A 20,944-nucleotide genomic window follows, 5' to 3' on the forward strand; every position below is an offset into this window, starting at 1 on the left:
TCTTTATTTTCAAAGGTTTTAGTCCACTTCACACGGATCAACTTTTATCGTTACGTTAATGTAAATTATGAATTAGGAAGAGAAATATCGCATTGCTGCTAGTCGTAGACAATTGGCGTTTTATCTCATTTACACCCAGTTAATATACTATGTTATACAATTTAGCTATAAAAAAAGGCCACCGAGGTGACCCTTTATCTTACGAATCAAGCGTTGTTTTAGATCGACAACATACGCCCTAGCGGTTGACCACCGACTAAATGCATATGAATATGGTAGACCTCTTGTCCACCATGCTGATTACAATTCATGATCAGTCGGTAACCATCTTCAGCGATTCCCTCTTTTTCCGCTAACTTACGCGCAACAGTGAATAAGCGTCCCATGGCTGCTTCATCATCCGCTTCAATATCATTAACCGTCGGAATAAGCTTATTCGGAACGATTAAGATATGCGTGTCTGCTTGAGGTGAAATATCACGGAATGCTGTTACTAACTCGTCTTGGTACAGCAATTCCGTATCAATTTCTTGCCTAATAATTTTTGAAAAAATGGTTTCTTGCGCCATGTCTTCCTCTATGTGGTCGCTAGCTTTTGTTTTGATAGTTTACCAAAGCTTTTCACATCTTCTACTAATAAATAGTTTACTGGTACTAATACTAAAGTAATCAATGTAGCGAAGATGATACCAAAACCTAACGACACAGCCATTGGGATCAAAAACTGCGCTTGCGTTGCTTTTTCAAATAACAGCGGCATTAGACCAATAAAGGTTGTTAATGACGTTAACATAACAGGCCTAAACCGAGATTGGCCAGCTGTCATTACGGCCGCCATCAACTCAGCACCTTCTGCTCGACGTTTATTAATAAAATCTACTAAAACTAAGCTGTCGTTAACTACAACACCAATTAGCGCCATCATGCCGAGTAAACTCATAATGGTTAAATCCATCCCCATTATCCAGTGCCCTGCAACCGCACCAATTGCGCCAAACGGTATAACAGACATAACAATAAATGGCTGAATATACGACTTAAACGGAATCGCAAGTAAACAGTAAATAATAAAGAAAACAAAGATTAAGCCCATTTGTAAGCTACCAAAAGACTCAGCTTGCTCTTTCGCTTCACCTTCTAAGGTGTAGCTAACACCAGGGTACTTAGCCACAAGCTCAGTTAAGAACTCTTTTAGTTCAGCATTTACTACTGTCATATTCGTTGCTTGCTTATCAACGTCAGCAGTAATATTCACCGTTCTGTACCTGTCTATACGATTAATAGCTGACGGGCTCTTTCCAGGAATCAACACAGCAACATGGGATAACGGTACTTGTCCGCCAGTTGGTGTGTTAATCAACATATCACCTAGATTAGCAACCGAGCGACGTTCATCTAATGGGAACTTGATCATAACCCGAACATCGTCACGACCACGCTGAATGCGCTGAATTTGCGAACCGAAAAATGCATCGCGTACTTGGCGCGTAACACTTGTTCTCGACATTCCTAACGCATAACCTTGTTCAGTAAGTTCAATTTCTAATTCTTCTTTACCATTTGATAAGCTATCAGAAATTTCAAACGCCGTTGGATAAGTATACAAGCGCTCTTTAACTACTTCAGATAAATGCTTAAGCGTATCTAAATCGTTAGCTGCTAATTGAATATCAATTGGATCGCCACCGCGACCAATTTCCGCTCGATACGTTAGGCTTTCTGCCCCAGGTACACTGCCAATTAGCTCTCGCCATTCGCGCACTAATTCACGTGTACCTATACCAGAATCGTTTTGATCTGCTGGGGTAATTTCGAAGCGAACACGCCCTACTTCATCTTTCGTAATGGCAAGGATGTTCAAAATTACACTAGTACCATCTTCATTGCGGTACTTGTCTTGAAGTTGCAACGCAGCATCTGCCATTTTCTTGGTGTAGCTATCAACCACTTCATAGCTGGTGCCTACAGGCATATTCAAATTAGCTCTTGCCGTTTCACTGGCAATACGCGGGAAAAAGACGAACTTAGTCCAACCACTGGTAATAAACGCTAGAATTAAGATAAATGTACCAATGAATAACGACAAGGTCATAAAGCGATTACGAATAGCTATCGATAAAATTGGCTTGTAGTACTTAATAATCGCATGCTCAAAGCCATCGGCGAATTTTTGCTGCCATAAACTTAAGCGAGATTGCTTTTCTTTCTGGCCGCGTAGTTTTAAATTCTTAAGGTGCGACGGTAAAACAAATTTTGATTCGATTAACGAGAACAGTAAAACAGGAATAACGATAACTGGGATCTGAGCAAACATTGCGCCCCTAAAGCCTTCAATGAAAGCTAAAGGTAAAAATGCTGCCACGGTTGTTAAAATACCAAAAGTTACAGGCGTTGCTACTTCTTCGGTTCCCTTAATAGCAGCTTCTAATCCTGAGTTTGCCGATTGAGTATGGCGATATATGTTTTCCCCGGTCACTATGGCATCATCAACGACGATCCCCAGCACTAAGATAAAACCAAATAAGCTCATGATATTAATAGTAATATCAAATACCGGCATCATGATAAATGCGCCCATAAAACTCACTGGAATACCAATAAATACCCAGAAAGCAATAGAAGGACGCAAGAACAACGTCAATAACAATAGTACTAAGAAGCCACCTTGCATTGCATTAGAGATAAGCGTATTTAAACGGCTTTTTACAATTTCAGAATCATCATCCCAGTAGCTTAATTCAAAACCTTTAGGCAATGTGTCTTGTCTATCAGCAATGTATTCTTTAACTGCTTCTGCAACATCAATCGCATTTTGGTTACCAATACGATAAACCTCTATTAATGCCCCTTGTTTACCGTTAAAGCGAGCACGTAAAGGCGTTTCTTCAAAACCATCTAGAACCACAGCAACATCGCGCACTTGGATCATAGTACCGTCAGGGTTGGTTTTGATAACAATACGCTCAAATTCATCTTTACGATAAGCTTGACCTTTACTGCGCACCAATACATCACCGCCTTCAGTACGAACATTACCGGCAGACATGTCTGCCGAGCTTGCTTTTACGGCATCAGCAATGTCAGATAACGTAATTTGATATTGACGAAGCTTGTCTTGACTAACTTCGATATTGATTTCGTAATTACGTACCGCATCAAGCGCTACTTGGGTTACTTCAGGTAGATTTAGTAAATCGTCGCGTACGTTTTCTGCAAACTCACGAATTTCTTTTTCACCGTAATCAGACGCTACTGTTACCGCAATAACTTCTCTTTTACGTTGTAACTTTGAAATTACCGGCTTTTCAGCGTCTACAGGAAAAGTGTTTACTGCATCAACTCGACTTTTTACTTCATTTAGAAGTTCGCTAACATCATAACCACTATCAGCTTCAATGCGCACACGTGCAGAGCCCTCAGTTGAGGTACTAGAAATCTTCTTGATACCTTCAAGGTCTTGAACAGCTTCTTCAATGCGAATCGCAACACCCTGCTCAACATCTTCAGGCGTTGCACCACGTAAACTCACCGACACGTTAACAACATCTGATTCAAATGATGGGAAAACCTCTAATGGAATATTGCTTTTAATTGAAAAAACACCTGCCAATAAAATCGTAATCATCAATAAATTGGCAGCTACATGGTTTTTAGCGAACCAACTAATCATGATTGATCTCCTTTACCGTTAGCATTTGGCTTATTACCTGCTTTATCACCTTTACCTTTTCTTGGCTGATTTCCGTCTGCTTTACCGCCACGACGTTTAGCTGGCTTTTTCGCAATTAAACGGCCATCTTGTTCATTAATTGCGACGGGCGTGCCTGACGTTACTTGCCCAAGCGGCGTTAACACTAACAACTGACCATCACTAAGGCCTGATTCAATCATAGCGACTTGTTCATTTTGCCAATCGATGGTGATTTCTGTGCGTTTTAACACGTCATCTTCAACAATATAAACGTAGCTTCCTTGGTAAATAGCTTTGTTTGGAATAACTAACGCATTTTCAACAACTTTACCGTTGATCTTCGCTTTAACATATTGGCCAATTTTAAGAGGCATGCCTTGTTTGGATTCTTTGCCGTACGGATCATTAATCTGCGCAACAACAAATAGCTGTTGTGAGTTTTGATCATAAGCACCTTCAGTACGAACCACTTTACCGAACCAATGCTGATTTTGAACCAAGTTAGAAGTAAATCTTGCTAGAGGCTGTTCTTGTACAGATTCGCTTTCAAAACGCGTACTTTCTGGCAGTAACATGTAAGGAAGGTCTTTGTTTTTTAGTGGAAGACGAATTTCTACATAATCTACCGCGTAAATTTCAGCTAAACGCGTACTCGGCGAAACGACTTGTCCAACATCAACATCTTTCGATAAGATGCGACCGGTAAAAGGCGCTACGATTTTCGAGCGCTCTACCGCTAACTCTGCTTTGTCTAAACTCGCTTGTGCTGAATATACTTTTGCTTCTGCTGCTAATAATTGTGGCTTTCGCAATACCAGATCAGGCGGCGTGTCACCATTGCCTAAGCGTTCCCAATCTTGTAGTGCCTGTTCAACTCTTGCTTGTTCTTCACTTAACGCTTGTTTAGAGCTGAATAAATTAGCCTGCGCTATTTTTACCTCTGCTTTAAGGTCACGATCGTCAATCTCAACCAGCACATCACCAGCTTCAAAAAAGCCACCTTCACGAAACTTGGTTGAAATGTTAACTATTTGCCCGGAAACCTGCGGTAAAAGTACACTTTGTGTTCTTGGTTTTACTGTTCCATAGCTATCAATCGTTACAGCATAACTTTCACGCTTTAACGTTTGTACATCAACATTCAACTGTGGCGCCTTGCTTGGCGCACCTCGTCGAGACTGAGGAGGATTATCTTTCACAACTTGAGCTGCAATATAAAAACCCGCCAGCACTGCTACAGGCAAAATTACTTTCGCATATTTTTTAACTAACATTTATCTATAGCTCCTCGTTTGCCTGATTCTGCGCGAATGATTGATAAGGTGAACCGCCTAAAGCGACATGCAGGGCAATTTTATTTTGAATAATTTGATTGGTTAATTGGATTACGGTTGTTTGCGCATCAAAAGCGCGTCGCTGCGACTCTAATACAGTGGTGTATGTCACTAACCCTTTCATGTATTGTTCGAATGAAAGTTTTTCTGCCGCTAACGCATTTTCTTGTGCAGCAGTAAAGTGTGTGTATCGCTCAGCGAGTGATTTTCGAGCGCTGATGGTATTTTCCACATCAGCAAAAGCGCGATATACCTTATCAAGGTACGATTGTTCTTTTTGCTGTACTATCAATCTTGCTTGTTCTTCTAGTGAGGAAAGTCGGCCACCATCAAATAATGGCATGGTCAAATTACCTAGAAGCGACCAAGCTAATGAGCTGCCACTCAATAAGTTTGAAAGTTCATCAGAAGAATCACCAGCAGTCGCCGTTAATGAAAATTTAGGGAATCTTTGCTTATGAGCAACCGCTAATCCAGCATCGGCAGAGAGCATGTCAAACCAAGCGCTTTGAATGTCATAACGCTGGGTTAATAACTCAGATGGCTCACCAAAAGAAAATGAAGTATCGACTTTAGGTAGTACATTACTTGAAGCTAAGTTGGCTTCTGGATAACTACCGATTAACAGCTCTAAGTCTCGCTGCGCACGTTTAACGGCATTGGTTTGTTCTGCTACTCGCGCCAATTCACGATTAACATCATTTTGCGTTAAATAAACATCCAATGCTTGATTTAAACCTAAACGATAGCCAGCTTGGATCATTTCAAGATTATGGGCAAGGTTGGTTGCGCGTTCTTGGTATAAATTAAGTAGCTGTCTCGCTTCTATCAAATTAAACCAAGCGCTCGATACATTAGAAACTAACTGAATTTCTTGATGTTTTAAGGTGTTGCGAGCAGATGCTAGATTTAATGCTGCTTCTTCTTGAGCATCAGACAACTTGCCCCATAAATCAACTTCATACGATAGCTGCAAATCAATATCAGCGGCGTTGCTGTAGCTCGTATTATCAGAACCGACAGACTTTCTTCTTGACTGGCTAGCACCAATGCTTAAATCTGGCCACAAATCAGCTCCTGCTACATTTGCTCTTTCTTCTGCTATCTGAACAGCAATTTTGTTAATTTTAAATTCGCGGTTATTTTCTACAGCTTTAGCGACTAGGTCTTCTAAAGTTGGGTCAGAAAAATTCTCGACCCAATATTTGCTTTGGGTCGAAATAGCGATACCTTCGCTATCTTGCCAATTAACTGGCGCCTGCAACGTTTTGCTTTGCTCAGTGATTGCACTAGGTGTTGAGCAAGCCGCTGTAAACAAGGCCAAACTAACAGCATAATAAATTGAATTCTTCATCAAATCGATATGCCCTTTTCATCTTAAATTCTAATGTTAAACACCCTACAAGAAGGGCATTTTGGTTGACTGTACTATAAAGAACACAGCTCTTTGTAAGCAACGCACTTTACAAAGCTTTACTCATGACTAATCAAAGGTACGATGAGTGGTTATATTTTTGCGACAAGTTACCGTTTGTCTACAGTTCTAATAATAGGCTATTTACATAACCATATAGATTACGAGTGCATTGGCGAATTAGATCTTTACGCACGGAAGGAATTAATTGCAGGTTAAAGTTGAATATCTATAAGAAAAACAAAGAAGTAATGGCAGAGCTTAGTTTACTAAATCGTTAGCCAAAAGCGAGCCAAACGCCAACACCTATCATTAACGAACCTGATATACGATTCATTATCTTTACATTATTGCCTGTCGACAAGAACACCCTTAGTGTTTTACCACCGGATGCATAAATCATCATACACACAAATTCTGACAAGGTAATAATAGATAGTAGCACCAGCATTTGCGGCACAATGGGCAATTCAGTGCTAATAAATGGTGGCAATAGCGCGATCATGAATCCCCAGCCTTTGGGGTTAGATATAGCAGTAACCAAGCCCTGCATAAACAATGTTAATCGGCCAACTTCAATCTCTGCATGAATATCTATGGCCATTTTCCCTTTCGATTGCCACATCTGAAAACCTAAAAAGGCCAAGTAGGCACCGCCGATATACTTTACAACCTCAAAAACACTCGGATACTTCAGCATCACAGAAGCCACACCAGCGACTGCTGCTACGGCTACCACAGCCACGCCGATTAGCTCTCCAAGCATCATATACATAGTTCTTCGCACACCAACAGTCATACCTAATGTCATGGCAAGCGTCATACACATTCCAGGCGTAATACTGACAAAGAAGAATGTAGGGATAAAAACCGCAAGTGTTGTGTAATCAATCATAAAGAAAAAAGAATAACTGTTGTTTCGGCGCTACATTAACGCAATTAAATCGATTAATCAGCTTTTTGTTTCTAGGGCGAATATTACTACTCTACAATTCATTACAGCATTTAACTAAGATTTACAGCAACAACATATGTAACAACTTATTATACGCTGCGACTAAACCTATTACCCATAGAAAACACGTCAATTTTCGTGGTAATAGACTCAAGCGTTTAGGTTCATCGTTAATTTATTCGAAGTACTTAACTCTATAGCGAGATTAAAAGTCTCTAAGGTGAATGAAATGGCAGCTAATAACAAACGTGAAGCATTAACATTAATTGGTGTAGTAGTAACCGTATTTTTAGCGATTAATTTTATACCCAAAGCAATAGCAAACGACACAACTGAGCAAATAGAACCTTGTTTCAATACTTCATCAACTTACTCTACGCCGAGTCAAAAACAGAATAATTGAAACGCGAATATAACTAGATGTTAGATAGTATAAATAGTTAATATACACAGTCACCATGTAACGCGTTACACGCAAACCCATGATATATAATGCGTTATGTTAATTTAAGTAACTATTAACGGTAAAAGTAAAAGTATGTGATTCTTGGGATTGGTCGACAATATTTAAGTTTACACGCCACACCATATTAGGTTCTCCGCAGCTACCAAATATACTGTTGGCAACAATTCGACCACTCTCTTGCTTTTCGAAAAACAAAGGGATTTTTCCCATATACATGCTTTGGCCTTCCATAAAGCCAGTAACGGTTACATTAGGGTTACTTTCTATTTCAACAATAAGATTAAACTGGGTTTCAGCCACTAGCTTTTTCTGATCAAATAGTATTTGAACTTTACCGATTTTACTTTCAAAAAAGCACTGACTTTGACTAGGTAAACATAGCGGCTCTACCGCTTGGTAACTTTGCTTATCTGAGCACCCCAAAATAAGCAACAATAACAGCAAAAACTGTGTAATTTTATTCAACTTTTAATCCCTATCACCACATAGAAGCGGCGCAATTTACCTGCAATCGGTGACAATTTAAACACTTAATTGTTTTTTTTTGATTTAAAACAAATTTTACCGCGTTGGCTAATGACTTTTAATGCTGAAATGTCTATTATTCGCGCGGGTTTAAGACTCGCTGTGTGAATGTCTATTTTTTAGTCTATAACTATAAATGGCATAGTCACGTATTTTACTTAACTCGACTTTAATAATTATAACTGCGGAAACCAAAACATGACTCAAAATGATACGTCAGCAGTAGACTACAACTTCGATGTTGTGCGTCAATTTACTGTAATGACCGTAATATGGGGTATTGTAGGTACTCTTGTGGGTGTTCTTATCGCTGCACAATTAATATGGCCAGCGTTAAACTTTGACACTCCTTGGCTAACTTACTCTCGTTTACGTCCACTCCACACCAATGCGGTAATCTTCGCATTTGGTACCAGTGCTCTTTTTGCTACGTCTTACTACGTTGTGCAAAGAACGTGTAAAACGACACTATTCGGTGGCTCTTTAGCAGCCTTTACTTTCTGGGGCTGGCAAGCAATCATCGTATTAGCTGCTATTACGTTGCCATTAGGCTACACCTCAAGTAAAGAATATGCAGAGCTAGAATGGCCAATCGACATTTTGATTGCCGTTGTTTGGGTCGCGTATGCCATCGTGTTCTTTGGAACACTCGTAAAACGTAAAACATCTCATATATACGTAGCGAACTGGTTCTTCGGTGGCTTCATCATTACGGTTGCAGTTCTTCACATTGGTAACAGCATGGCTATCCCTGTTTCAATGATGAAATCTTACTCTATTTACTCTGGTGCTATCGACGCTATGATGCAATGGTGGTACGGTCACAACGCTGTAGGTTTCCTTTTAACAGCTGGTTTCCTTGGTATGATGTACTACTTCGTACCTAAGCAAGCTGAACGCCCTGTTTACTCTTACCGTTTATCAATCGTTCACTTCTGGGCGCTTGTTTCACTATACATTTGGGCAGGTCCTCACCACTTACACTACACAGCACTTCCTGACTGGGCACAAAGCTTAGGTATGGTAATGTCAGTAGTATTATTCCTACCTTCTTGGGGTGGTATGATTAACGGTATCATGACGTTATCTGGTGCATGGCACAAACTTCGTCACGATCCAATTCTACGTTTCCTAATCGTTTCATTGTCTTTCTACGGTATGTCTACTTTCGAAGGTCCAATGATGGCGATTAAATCAGTAAATGCACTTTCACACTACACTGACTGGACTGTCGGTCACGTTCACTCTGGTGCATTAGGTTGGGTAGCGATGGTTTCAATTGGTGCGATGTACCACTTAATTCCAATCCTATTTAACCAACAACGTATGTACAGCATTAAATGGATCAACATTCACTTCTGGATGCACACTGCAGGTATCGTTTTATACATTGTTGCTATGTGGATTTCAGGTGTAATGCAAGGCTTAATGTGGCGCGCGGTTAACACTGACGGTACATTAACATACAGTTTCGTTGAAAGCTTACAAGCCTCTTACCCATTCTACTTCATCCGTTTCTTAGGTGGTGTATTAGTAGTAGCAGGCTTTGTATTAATGGCTTACAACATGTTTAAAACTATTTCAGCTGAAGACGGTAGTCTTAAGCGTCAAGAACAAGCTTAAGGAGACGAAACATGATTAATAAACATGAAAAAGTCGAAAAGAATGTAGGCATGTTCTTCATCTTCACCATCTTTGCAATCAGTATTGGTGGTTTAGTAGAAATTACTCCGTTGTTCTTCCAAAAGGAAACAACACAACCTGTTGAAAACTTACGCCCATACACGGCGTTAGAGCTTGAAGGTCGCGATATTTACATTCGTGAAGGTTGTAACGTATGTCACAGCCAAATGATACGTCCATTCCGTGCGGAGACAGAACGCTATGGTCACTACTCTGTAGCTGGTGAGCACGTATGGGAGCACCCATTCTTATGGGGTTCAAAACGTACCGGTCCTGATCTAGCTCGTGTTGGTGGTCGTTACAGTGATGATTGGCATCGCGCCCACTTAATTGATCCTCGTTCAGTTGTACCTGAGTCGAACATGCCATCATTCAAATGGCTTGAAGAGACTAAATTAGACGGCAACTTAACTGCTAAGAAAATGGAAACATTTAATTTCTTAACGAGAAATCGAAGCCATAAAGATGAAAACGGAAATCCAATTCCGCTTTACTCGGCTGAAGACATCAAGAATGCAAAAACAGACGTTAAAGGCAAAACAGAAATGGATGCCATTATCGCCTACTTGCAATCTCTTGGTCATGCTTTGAAGTAAGCGTTATGGATTACGGAACATTAAGAGGCTTTATCGCCCTACTTATATTGGCTTTATTTATCATCATTGTGGTGTGGTCATACAGCAAGAAACGTAAAGATGCGTTCGATAGCGCAGCTAACTCGATTTTTGAAGAAGACGAAAACCGCAAGGAAGAAATTAACAAACAGGAGACTAATAATAATGTCTAGTTTCTGGAGTATTTGGATTACAGTACTGTCACTAGGTACGTTAGTAGGTTGCTACCTATTATTACGCTGGTGTCTGAAAAACTTTGCTGGTGTTGAAGAAGGTGCGTCTATGGGCCACGAATTCGACGGCATCGAAGAATTAAACAATCCACTACCAAAATGGTGGAGCACTTTCTTCTTAATTACTATTGTTTGGGGTTTTGGTTACTTACTATTCTACCCAGGCTTAGGTAATTGGGCAGGCTTGTTTGGTTGGACAAGTTCAAACCAAAACATTATGAGCATTGAAGATTCAAAAGCACAAGCTGAGTATGCAAAAGCTAACAACCTTATCGTTCAATACGATATGGAAGTTAAGGCGGCAGACGAAAAATTTGGGCCAATCTTCGCTGAATTTGCGGCACTTAGTATTAAAGATATCGCTTCTGCGAAAAACGAAGAAATCGATTTCGATGAAAAAGGCGACTTAACGGCAGAGCAACAATCTTTGGTTCGTCGTAAAGAGGCACTTCGTGTAGGACAACGCTTATTCTTACAAAACTGTGCACAATGTCACGGTTCAGATGCACGCGGTACTACTGGCTTCCCTAACCTAGCTGATAAAGATTGGTTATACGGCGGTACACCAGAAGACATTAAAGCATCGCTACTTCACGGTCGTGTAGCACAAGGTATGATCGCTTGGGAAACTATGTTAGGTGGTGAGCAAGGCGTTAAAGACGTTGCAGCTTACGTGCTTAGCTTAAGTGGTCGTCAGTCTAAAGAAGGTGACGCGACAGCTGGTCAAGCTAAATTCGCGATGTGTGCGGCATGTCACGGTGCACAAGGTGAAGGTAGCGCGGCTATGGGTGTTGCTGCGTTAGGTGCGCCTCGCTTAAACGATGATATTTGGTTATACGGTCCTTCTGAGCGCGGTGTTCAAGAATCGATTCGTTACGGTCGTGCTGGTGTGATGCCTGCTTGGAAAGATATTTTAGGTGAGCAAAAAGTACATGTAATTAGTGCTTATGTTTACAGTCTTTCTCAAGACTAACCGATAAAACGATTAATACAAAAAACCTCGCAATAGCGAGGTTTTTTTATGCGTCAAATATAGCAATAACCTACAAGTTGACTTCTCATCATGCGGCATCAAACAACATCAAACGGTGCTATTGCTATGCCCTCTTCCAAAGGTATATTCTTAAATTCGATATCTCTTACCGCATGAATAAATTTTAACGTTTTGAATGCGTCAAACCAGATATCAACTTGCTTTCGGTACTGCTCATGAGACTGACGTTTTTGTTTGGCAATAAAGGTATAAGCACCAATATCTTCAAGCGCTTTTTGAGTCGTTTCTAAAAGAGTCGTTAACGCCTTGTCAATGTCGCCTTGATGATCAACCAATATAAGAAACTCTCGTGCTTCTTTAAGACAGACAAATACTTGAGGATGGTAATAGTGATAACCAACCCCTTGCTCTAGGTCATTTATTATCGTGGTTACCGCAGGACCAGTGCCAAACGGAACTCGATCAGACAACCGCGCTTCCAACGTAATAGTAGCGTCTTTTACTTCAGTAATCGCTCCTACCTTGGCAAGTTTATTCAATAGATAAAAATCTTCGCCAGCACTTCGCTTTGGAAATCCTCGAACTTGCGCATATGCCTCTGCAGAAAACGCAAGAATACTGCCAATGGTGAAAAAAGCATAGGGTGAACCAGCAAAGGCTAGCCCTGCTTTATAATATGACATTGCCAATTGATATTGTTGAGTCGCGTCGGCAACATCCTTTTGCAGTCCGTCTTTTTCTTGTTGCTCGCTATTTTCTTGCTGACCACAATGATTAAAAGCATAAGTTAAAGCAACACACCTGGTATCAAAGCTTTTATTAGGATAATCAAAATAATTATCTGGTAATGTAGCGTCTGCATCTGTTGAATAGATCCATTTTGATGAAACTGCCCCTGTTGCAATCATAGCCAACGCTATATCTACTCCTATTTTGCGTGCTTGCCCTACCCCCACTTTATAGGGAATAGGTGAAGTAAACCTATCAACTATGACGATGTGCGAATTTAAGTGCCTAAGGTAAACAATAGAAACAGAGTTTCGCTGAAAAACAAGTTTTCCGAGTGAAAGTGCAAATTGGTATAAGGCTTGTTGAGGAGCGATATTTGTATCAGTATCTGGCTGATTAATCACTAAAACCAACAATAACTTTCTGCAAATATTACTATTTGAAAAGAGCCTTTCGATAAAAGCTGGGTTTTCTTTATAAGCAGGAATAACAAGTGCTTTTTTGCAATGTGAACTTAATGTTAAACCAGAGATGTGTGAAACCTCTGGCTCAGCATATTGTTCAAGATACTTGCAAATCGCTTTATTAGACATAAAGCTATTACTTAGTGAAGCGCAGCTCTAAAAGGTAGCGCTTCGCAAATACGTGCTTCTTCAACCAGTATTTCTTCTAATCGCTGATCTACTTCTTCTTTGTCGAAATACTCATAAGCTAACTCAACAAATAAGTTTTTATGCTTCTCTTCTGATTTAGCGATTGAAACATAAAAGTCTTTTTCTTTTCCGGCTGGTAAAGCTTCTGCAACCAGTGAAAAACGTTCATGACCACGCGCTTCGATAACGCCCGCCACTAAAAGCCTGTCTAAGAAAAATACATCTTTACCATTGCGGAAAATAGCGCGTATTTGTTTGATGTACATATCTTTTTCATCGTTAGCCAGTTGTACATCTCTGGCCTGAAGTAGTTTAATCACTTGCTTAAAATGAATCAGCTCTTCAATCGCTAGATCTGTCATCGCTCTTACAAGTGTTTTTCTATCTGGGTAATGAGAAAGCATAGAAACTGCCATACCAGATGCTTTCTTCTCGGCAGCCGCATGGTCTTGTAAAAATGCATCAAAATCAGCTAAAACAGCTTCTGTCCAACTAAATGGCGTTTTGTACTTCAATTCAAACATTGATCAATTCTTTAATAAGGTAAAACAATAAAACTGCGCACTATTTTACCTGCAACCAAATAAACCTCAATCTATTCAAACACAATTAGTGTTATTAATTACGAAAGTTAACAGCTCTAGCACTTCCACTATTTTAAAATATGTTTCGTTATCAATTAGTAAAGTCATTGTCAAAGTGAGGTTTTATGGTAGATATTTCAACGAACATAGCTGGCGTTAACTTTCCTAGTTATATCTATAACGCCTCAGGCCCAAGAGACACCACTTTAGTAGAGTTAACTGAGATTGGTGAATCAGGGTCAGGGGCGATTTTAACGAAATCATGTACCCTTGAACCAAGAGAAGGAAACCCTCTTCCTCGCTACCAAGCTTTTAAAGGTGGTTCAATTCAATCAATGGGCCTCCCCAATCTTGGATACAAAGCCTATTTAGAATTTATTCCTTGGCTCAAGAAGCACAACAAGCCCGTCATTATTAGCATATCTGGGTTATCACTCAAGGACAATGTAACCATGTTGCGCTCATTTCAGCAAAGTGATGCCGACTTAATAGAGGTTAACTTTTCTTGCCCTAACATCATTGGTAATCCTCAATTAGGCTATGACTTTGAGCAATCAGCAGCAATGTTGGAAGCTATTGGAAACCTAGGAAATACTCCTATTGGTATCAAGCTCCCCGCTTATTTCGATTTTAGCCATTACGATGCGATTGCTGAGCTAATTAATAACCACAACGTCGCCTTTGTTACTTGTATCAATTCGATCGGTAATACACTCGTTATTGATCCCTATAAACAGCAACCACTGATTAAACCGAAAAACGGTTTTGGCGGCTTAGGAGGAGCCATAATCAAACCAATAGGATTAGCAAACGTCAATGCGCTACGACAGCGATTGAGAAGTGACATTCAAATTATTGGGGTTGGCGGTATTGAATCAGGTTGCGACGCCTTCGAATATCTGCTCGCAGGTGCAGATGCTGTACAAATTGGCACCTGTTTTCAAGAGCAAGGGCCCGCTTGCTTTACACGTATCAATCAAGAACTAATAGAAATGTTGTCTGGTAAAGGTTATCAGTCAATTAATGAAGCCAAAGGCCAGTTGAGAAATTTGTAAAATAGAATATTTCCAATGTTTACTATTTACCTTAGCTAATAAACTTTATAACTTATGCATAATTATCGCTTGCTTTTTGTTTTATTCATGGCAAAGTGGGCACCGTAGTCAAGCGGATTATCGCTGTGGGCGTTTCGATACGTCACAAGATTACACTCACAATTTGGATTAATAAAAATCAAGAGGTAGCGCTTCAATGTGTTCGATATTTGGTATTTTAGATATAAAAACTGGGGCTGATGCCCTTCGCCCTAAAGCTATACAGGCTTCTCGCTTATTACGCCATCGTGGACCAGACTGGTCAGGTGTTTACAACAATGAACATGCAATTCTAGTTCATGAACGTCTTGCAATCGTAGACACAGAAAACGGCGCTCAACCCCTTTACAACAAAGATAAAACTCACGTACTCGCTGTTAATGGTGAAATTTACAACCACAAAGCACTCGAAGAAAGCTTAACGGTTGATTATCAATTTAAAACCCATTCTGACTGTGAAGTTATCTTACCTTTATACCAAGAGCACGGTGCTGGCTTTGTTGATAAGCTTCAAGGTATGTTTGCTTTTTGTTTGTATAACGCAAGCGACAACAGCTATTTAATCGCACGAGATCATATCGGCATTATTCCGCTTTACACAGGTTATGATGAAGAAGGTAACTTTTACGTTGCTTCTGAAATGAAAGCATTAATGCCGATGTGTAAAACGGTTGAAGAATTCCCTCCTGGTCACTTACTTGACAGTAAAACAGGTAAATTAGAAAAATACTACCAACGCAACTGGATGCAATACAGTGCAGTAAAAGATAACTTCACGAGTAAAACAAAATTACGTGAAGCGCTAGAAGAATCAGTTAAAAGTCACTTAATGACTGACGTTCCTTATGGCGTGCTACTATCAGGTGGTTTAGATTCTTCGCTTGTTTCTTCTATTACACAAAAATTTGCCGCTCGCCGCATCGAAGAAAACGATTTATCAGAAGCTTGGTGGCCAAAAGTTCACTCTTTTGCTTGTGGTTTAGAAGGCTCTCCAGATTTAGTTGCTGCACAAAAGGTTGCTGATAGCATTGGTACCGTGCATCACAGCGTTGTTTTTACCGAACAAGAAGGTATCGACGCATTAAAAGAAGTTATCTATCACCTAGAAACTTATGATGTAACCACGATTCGTGCATCAACTCCTATGTACCTAATGGCGCGTAAGATCAAAGCGATGGGTATTAAAATGGTGCTTTCTGGTGAAGGTGCTGATGAAATATTCGGTGGTTATTTATACTTCCACAAAGCGCCAAACGCACAAGAGTTCCATGAAGAGTTGCTACGTAAGCTCGAAAAACTACATATGTTCGACTGTTTACGTGCAAACAAAGCAATGTCTGCTTGGGGTGTAGAAGCACGCGTGCCATTCTTAGATAAGAACTTTATGGACGTTGCAATGCGCTTAAACCCTGAAGACAAAATGTGTGGTAACGGTAAAATCGAAAAAGGTATTTTACGTGCTTCATTTGAAGGCTACTTACCAGAAGAAATTCTGTGGCGTCAAAAAGAACAATTTTCTGACGGTGTTGGATACTCTTGGATCGATGGCTTAAAAGAACATGTAGAATCTCAAGTGAGTGACCAACAGCTTGAGAACGCCAAGTTTAGATTCCCACATAACACACCAGATACTAAAGAAGCCTACTTCTACAGAACTATTTTTGAAGAGCACTTCCCTATTCCAAGCGCTGCTGAATGTGTTCCAGGTGGTAAGTCTGTTGCTTGTAGTACACCTCAAGCACTTGCTTGGGATGAAGCTTTTAGCAAAATGGCAGACCCTTCTGGTCGTGCCGTTCAAAGTATCCATAACGATAGTTACTAACCATAATAATTAACTACAGCTCTATTAGTAGTTAATTATCTTTAGAAGTCTAATACGATTGTAGTAGTAGACTTCTAAAGAATTTAACCTACACATGTCACCCCAACCGTCGATTATTTACAAAAAATCAACGTGTTTCATACAAATACACAACAAGTGTGCAATTTTTGACCACCCATTTCATTGAAATTTAACAAATATGGTTAAAGTGTTGTAGACTCCTTGCGACCTTTTCAAAAGGTATACAACTTACTTCAATACAAGGAATTTTCGATGGAAATGAAAAAAAGTATTGTGGCACTTTCAGTGCTATCGATTCTGACTGCCTGCGGAGGCGGTTCTTCATCTAATAATAACACACCGACACCAACACCAACACCAACGCCAACTGCCGTTGAAACGGCTGTTTCAGGTAAAGCTGCAAATTTAGCAAACGCTAAACTTACAGCTTACAAATATGTTGATAATGCACCTGTAGCGCTTACGAGTGATGAAATCAAAGAAACTGATATCATGACTGATGCGGAAGGTAATTACAGCTTTACGGTAATAGACTTTGAAGGTCCTCTAAAAGTCGAATTATCTGTTGGTGAAAGTACTACGTTGTTATGTAGTTCAATTGCGAAATGTGGAGATGTTGATTTTGCATCCACAATTGATTTATCAACAAGTGAGCCAGACTTAACTTTTGCTTCTATCGTTAACATCCCAACAATCAGCGATACTGCCGTAACTATCAATACCAGCACATTGACTCATTTAGCTTCAAAACTTATTGAGAGCAAAATGATGACAAGTGATGGTGATAAAGCCACGATTATTCAAGAGCAATCATCAATTATTGCCAATGCGTTCAATATTAATGGCGTATTAAGCGACCTTTCACCTACTCCAGTAACACATAATGAAATGGTAGTCGCTGAAGATAATATCGTTGAACTTAAATACGGACTTATTGAAGCTGGTATTCACTCAGCATTATTTAATACGAATGCTACAGCAATGTCTGCTTTATTTGGCCCTTCTGGTCAGACAAACTCAGGCGATATTACTGAGAAGTTATCTCAAGCTATCGATGATTTAGTTGAATATGAAGGCAGCTTCATTTTAGAACAGGACGACGATAGCGATTTCGAATTGTCCTTGGTTGAAGTACTTTCAGGCGCATCAGATTCTGCAAAGCATTCATCTGAATCAATTGCCGCTGATAGCGACCTTACGGGCACAGAATCAATTATCGAGTCGTTGAATCAACTCGAAACCAATTTAGAAAACCAATCAGTTTTTGAAATGGCAACAGCGAACGATGATGGCCGCAGTGGCTCTTCATCAACTATCATCACGGACGGCGATGCTGTAGCGAAAGCAAAATCTATGGTGCAAGACGTTCGTTTATTTGCCAACCTTTTTGACCCAACGAAAGATCAAAACGTTGTCTCTCAAGGCGATGCTTACTTAGCGTTAGTAGATGACGCGGGTGCTATGGTTGAAGAAGAAGCGGCTAGCTTCTTATTATTAGCGAATATCGCCGATGTACTAGGTGAGATAGCATCTGGAATGGAAGATGGCAACGGTATTGTTGACGCAGCGGATTATATCGATGGTGCGACGGGTTCAATTTCATTTAACGAACAAACAGACAACGGCGGCATGAGCTTTGCCCTTTCAGTAATGAAAGGTGAAGAAACGGTCATGTTAAATGCTGACGCAGCTTTTACTGACGAAGGCATGAGCATCACCCTTTCCCTTGACGGTAAAATTGAGTCATCCAATGCGATTCTTTCTCTTGCCGAAGGAAGCTACGCAAAAATTAATCTTGACCAAGCGACGTCTAGAGAAGCATTAGATCAAGATATGGACTCACCAGATGTAGTTTCTGGCTCGTTAGATTTAACCGTGTCTCTTGCTCAAAAACAAACAGATACAGTTACTAATCCTGTTTCGTTTGAAGGCATGATAAAAACAGACTTGATGGCTGTACAAACAAATACATTGAACCCATATGAGCAGTATTTATTTGGGGAAGATGGTCGCGTAGTAAGAGATGAATTCGGAGAGCTTATCCGTAAAACCTACTACCAAAAAGGCAAAGGCTCTGACATTTTACCAGAAATGCTAACTCTTAGTGGCGCCATTGGCACTCATGAAGGCGATCTTGTCAAAGCAACACTCACTGTTGATATTCAAGATTTAGATAGCTATGAAGCGCCAGAATTTAAGTACATTGGTGCACCTTTCGAGAATATGGTATCGGTTTCAGTTTCTGGCGATAAAAACACGGTTGAATGGACATTAAATGATGGCCTTGATACTAACCCATATCAGTCGGTAGCTGGCAACACAGTATTTGAACCTGGAGCAAATGCGGGTGAATGGAGTTTTACTCTAACGACCACTTCTAAACAAGGTAATTCTACTTCAGATAAATATCAACGTAGAGTTATCCCTAACGGTAATTTAACTAACTACGCCTACACTATTGAAAGTACAGGTTATGCTTTTTACGAGTTAGTTACTGCGTTCGATTCTGACAATGACGGTAATGCAGATTATTACAGTCACAGTTATTTCGATGGAGACAGTATAGATGAAGCTGGTAACCTTTTAGACTGGGAAGGAAATATCATCGAGCTAACTGAAGCTAATGCTGGCGGCACATACTATTATGATGATTTGGACACTTTGTTAGAAAGACATGCGCTACAACCAGATAGCGTCACTAACGGTGCGGAAAACTTTGCTTATATGGCTAAGTACTTTATCGGTACCTTAAGTTATATGTTAGAAAGTGGTGACTCAGTTGCTTTTTATGCTGATGAAAATGCTGATAAACTTGCATCTATTGCTCAAGGTAATTCAGTAAATCTTCATGGTAATATTTCTGCTGACAAATTTATGGATAACGCCATTAAAGTTGTTGCTAGTCAAACGGGTGACACAGTTACACAAACGATAGCAAACAATTTTGATATTGTGTACGCTTATCAATTTGTAGAGTCAGGGGTAACTAACTACTCATATACAGTAGATGATTTCCAAAGGTTCGCAACGACCACAGCAGAAGATGTTGGTTTAGATTACGCTGAGGTTCTATATCGAAACCAAAGTAGCTACGATGCTTACGAGTACAAAATCATCCCTGAAGACACTTCTGCTGAACCTGATGGAATAGCGGATCAATTTTCGCTTAAGTTTGTTTGGGGTGAATACTTTAATGAAAATAGTGAACTTGTTGACTCGGAAGGTAATATACTCAATGTAGATGAGCACGGAGCAGTTTGGTACACATCTTCAACACTAGAAGATATATTGTCGTTCCAACCTTTCCTCACTCCAGTTTCACCTTATACAGATTATAATGCAGTAGATTATTTCAAAAGTTACGTATCTTTATGGACTCTTTACTATTACGTTGATGGTATTGGTGAAGTAACAACTGATTTAACCAAAGAAAATCTTGATAATGTTGTAGCTGGTTCAACAACTTATTATGATGCAATGAACACAATGCCTGAAGAGCTAGAGCTTTTAGAAAACGAAGATGTCTTTTTAGATGTTAACGCTGCTCTATCGCTTGAGGTTGTTTTAGGTGAATATGAGATCAACTTAGCAATCTCAGGTAAACGCACAGGGTTAGAAGACGGTGAATTTGACTTAGACCTAAGTTATAGCCTGCCAGGTGAAACATCTCAACGCGCTTTAAGTGTGTATGCTAACACGAAAGAGGCTGATACGATTGTTGCTGAAAACGCTGAAAACGTAGTACTTCTTCTTACAGAATTAGAAGATAACGCCGAAACTAATGTTATCGGTTTAATATACGTTGAAGGTGTTCAAGCGGCACAAGTAGAAGATAGAGACGGTATTATCACTATCGTGTATAGCGATGAGACTGTTGAGTCTTTATAAATTATCAAGAGTAAACACTTGAATAAAAGTACAAATGCCAGTCATTTTTGACTGGCATTTTCTAAGGCTAAACATAAATAAAACCGACAAAGGAATGTTAATGAAAATAGAAGACTTCTAAAGAAGTTAGCCTACAACTCACATTACGACCGCTATCTTTGCAAAAAAGAAACGCTTTTTTTCACAAGCACTCAACATATGTGCAATTTTTAACCACCCATTTCATTGAAATTTAACAAATGTG

At 39.8% G+C, this 20,944-nt stretch carries 16 protein-coding genes; 8 read left to right on the plus strand and 8 right to left on the minus strand.

Going from position 1 to position 20,944, the window contains the following annotated elements:
- Positions 1-218 precede the first annotated feature (218 nt).
- The 5 genes from hinT to ACOB80_RS07390 form a co-directional block, all read right to left on the minus strand.
- The gene (gene hinT / locus ACOB80_RS07370) at positions 219-569 is read right to left on the minus strand and encodes a purine nucleoside phosphoramidase (RefSeq protein ID WP_473165163.1); all 351 of its coding nucleotides are present in this window, start codon (positions 567-569) and stop codon (positions 219-221) included.
- A gap of 8 nt (positions 570-577) precedes the next feature.
- Positions 578-3,670 (minus strand): efflux RND transporter permease subunit, encoded by a 3,093-nt coding sequence (locus tag ACOB80_RS07375; protein ID WP_473165164.1) that lies wholly within the window; start codon positions 3,668-3,670, stop codon positions 578-580.
- Positions 3,667-4,965 carry an efflux RND transporter periplasmic adaptor subunit gene (locus ACOB80_RS07380; protein ID WP_473165165.1) on the minus strand — a complete coding sequence of 433 codons (1,299 nt, stop codon included), beginning with the start codon at positions 4,963-4,965 and terminating at the stop codon, positions 3,667-3,669. Before ACOB80_RS07380 ends, ACOB80_RS07375 begins: the two co-directional genes overlap by 4 nt.
- A gap of 4 nt (positions 4,966-4,969) precedes the next feature.
- On the minus strand, positions 4,970-6,379 hold the full coding sequence (locus tag ACOB80_RS07385; protein WP_473165166.1) for a TolC family protein: 1,410 nt from the start codon (positions 6,377-6,379) through the stop codon (positions 4,970-4,972).
- A 337-nt stretch (positions 6,380-6,716) separates the two neighbouring features.
- On the minus strand, positions 6,717-7,334 hold the full coding sequence (locus ACOB80_RS07390) for a LysE family translocator (RefSeq protein ID WP_473165167.1): 618 nt from the start codon (positions 7,332-7,334) through the stop codon (positions 6,717-6,719).
- Positions 7,335-7,623: 289 nt separating this feature from the next.
- On the opposite strand from ACOB80_RS07390, the gene ACOB80_RS07395 reads away from it, so the two are divergent.
- The gene (locus ACOB80_RS07395; protein ID WP_473165168.1) at positions 7,624-7,797 is read left to right on the plus strand and encodes a hypothetical protein; all 174 of its coding nucleotides are present in this window, start codon (positions 7,624-7,626) and stop codon (positions 7,795-7,797) included.
- 99 nt (positions 7,798-7,896) lie between these two features.
- Here ACOB80_RS07395 and ACOB80_RS07400 read toward each other — a convergent pair whose 3' ends face one another.
- Positions 7,897-8,325: a hypothetical protein gene (locus ACOB80_RS07400; RefSeq protein ID WP_473165169.1), complete on the minus strand. Its 429-nt coding sequence runs from the start codon at positions 8,323-8,325 to the stop codon at positions 7,897-7,899.
- Positions 8,326-8,583: 258 nt separating this feature from the next.
- Here ACOB80_RS07400 and ccoN point away from each other — a divergent pair, with 258 nt between their 5' ends.
- Genes ccoN through ACOB80_RS07420 form a run of 4 tightly spaced genes read left to right on the plus strand, consistent with a single transcriptional unit; the run spans position 8,584 to position 11,888 of the window.
- Positions 8,584-10,008, plus strand: coding sequence for a cytochrome-c oxidase, cbb3-type subunit I (ccoN, locus tag ACOB80_RS07405; RefSeq protein WP_473165170.1), 1,425 nt, complete (start codon positions 8,584-8,586; stop codon positions 10,006-10,008).
- An 11-nt stretch (positions 10,009-10,019) separates the two neighbouring features.
- Positions 10,020-10,664 (plus strand): cytochrome-c oxidase, cbb3-type subunit II, encoded by a 645-nt coding sequence (gene ccoO, locus ACOB80_RS07410; protein WP_473165171.1) that lies wholly within the window; start codon positions 10,020-10,022, stop codon positions 10,662-10,664.
- 5 nt (positions 10,665-10,669) lie between these two features.
- Positions 10,670-10,855 (plus strand): cbb3-type cytochrome oxidase subunit 3, encoded by a 186-nt coding sequence (locus ACOB80_RS07415; protein WP_473165172.1) that lies wholly within the window; start codon positions 10,670-10,672, stop codon positions 10,853-10,855.
- Positions 10,848-11,888, plus strand: a complete 1,041-nt coding sequence (locus tag ACOB80_RS07420) for a c-type cytochrome (protein WP_473165173.1) — start codon at positions 10,848-10,850, stop codon at positions 11,886-11,888. The genes ACOB80_RS07415 and ACOB80_RS07420 overlap by 8 nt, the downstream gene beginning before the upstream one ends.
- A gap of 98 nt (positions 11,889-11,986) precedes the next feature.
- Here ACOB80_RS07420 and ACOB80_RS07425 read toward each other — a convergent pair whose 3' ends face one another.
- Positions 11,987-13,231 carry a glycosyltransferase family 2 protein gene (locus ACOB80_RS07425; protein ID WP_473165174.1) on the minus strand — a complete coding sequence of 415 codons (1,245 nt, stop codon included), beginning with the start codon at positions 13,229-13,231 and terminating at the stop codon, positions 11,987-11,989.
- Between the two features lie 11 nt (positions 13,232-13,242).
- Positions 13,243-13,815, minus strand: a complete 573-nt coding sequence (locus ACOB80_RS07430; protein ID WP_473165175.1) for a MiaE family protein — start codon at positions 13,813-13,815, stop codon at positions 13,243-13,245.
- Positions 13,816-14,000: 185 nt separating this feature from the next.
- Here ACOB80_RS07430 and ACOB80_RS07435 point away from each other — a divergent pair, with 185 nt between their 5' ends.
- The 3 genes from ACOB80_RS07435 to ACOB80_RS07445 all read left to right on the plus strand — a co-directional run bounded on the left by ACOB80_RS07435 (position 14,001) and on the right by ACOB80_RS07445 (position 20,700).
- Entirely contained in the window at positions 14,001-14,930 is a 930-nt protein-coding gene (locus ACOB80_RS07435; protein WP_473165176.1) for a dihydroorotate oxidase, read from the plus strand.
- Between the two features lie 196 nt (positions 14,931-15,126).
- The gene (asnB, locus tag ACOB80_RS07440; protein WP_473165177.1) at positions 15,127-16,791 is read left to right on the plus strand and encodes an asparagine synthase B; all 1,665 of its coding nucleotides are present in this window, start codon (positions 15,127-15,129) and stop codon (positions 16,789-16,791) included.
- 273 nt (positions 16,792-17,064) lie between these two features.
- Positions 17,065-20,700, plus strand: a complete 3,636-nt coding sequence (locus ACOB80_RS07445) for a hypothetical protein (protein ID WP_473165178.1) — start codon at positions 17,065-17,067, stop codon at positions 20,698-20,700.
- Positions 20,701-20,944: the final 244 nt, after the last annotated feature.

Source organism: Thalassotalea coralli (assembly GCF_055786205.1).

Excerpts from the sequence above, each read along its gene's own strand:
- hinT (WP_473165163.1), bottom strand. The coding sequence starts at position 569 with ATGGCGCAAGAAACCATTTTTTCAAAAATTATTAGGCAAGAAATTGAT.
- ACOB80_RS07375 (WP_473165164.1), bottom strand. The coding sequence starts at position 3,670 with ATGATTAGTTGGTTCGCTAAAAACCATGTAGCTGCCAATTTATTGATG.
- ACOB80_RS07380 (WP_473165165.1), bottom strand. The coding sequence starts at position 4,965 with ATGTTAGTTAAAAAATATGCGAAAGTAATTTTGCCTGTAGCAGTGCTG.
- ACOB80_RS07385 (WP_473165166.1), bottom strand. The coding sequence starts at position 6,379 with ATGAAGAATTCAATTTATTATGCTGTTAGTTTGGCCTTGTTTACAGCG.
- ACOB80_RS07390 (WP_473165167.1), bottom strand. The coding sequence starts at position 7,334 with ATGATTGATTACACAACACTTGCGGTTTTTATCCCTACATTCTTCTTT.
- ACOB80_RS07395 (WP_473165168.1), top strand. The coding sequence starts at position 7,624 with ATGGCAGCTAATAACAAACGTGAAGCATTAACATTAATTGGTGTAGTA.
- ccoN (WP_473165170.1), top strand. The coding sequence starts at position 8,584 with ATGACTCAAAATGATACGTCAGCAGTAGACTACAACTTCGATGTTGTG.
- ccoO (WP_473165171.1), top strand. The coding sequence starts at position 10,020 with ATGATTAATAAACATGAAAAAGTCGAAAAGAATGTAGGCATGTTCTTC.
- ACOB80_RS07415 (WP_473165172.1), top strand. The coding sequence starts at position 10,670 with ATGGATTACGGAACATTAAGAGGCTTTATCGCCCTACTTATATTGGCT.
- ACOB80_RS07420 (WP_473165173.1), top strand. The coding sequence starts at position 10,848 with ATGTCTAGTTTCTGGAGTATTTGGATTACAGTACTGTCACTAGGTACG.
- ACOB80_RS07425 (WP_473165174.1), bottom strand. The coding sequence starts at position 13,231 with ATGTCTAATAAAGCGATTTGCAAGTATCTTGAACAATATGCTGAGCCA.
- ACOB80_RS07430 (WP_473165175.1), bottom strand. The coding sequence starts at position 13,815 with ATGTTTGAATTGAAGTACAAAACGCCATTTAGTTGGACAGAAGCTGTT.
- ACOB80_RS07435 (WP_473165176.1), top strand. The coding sequence starts at position 14,001 with ATGGTAGATATTTCAACGAACATAGCTGGCGTTAACTTTCCTAGTTAT.
- asnB (WP_473165177.1), top strand. The coding sequence starts at position 15,127 with ATGTGTTCGATATTTGGTATTTTAGATATAAAAACTGGGGCTGATGCC.
- ACOB80_RS07445 (WP_473165178.1), top strand. The coding sequence starts at position 17,065 with ATGGAAATGAAAAAAAGTATTGTGGCACTTTCAGTGCTATCGATTCTG.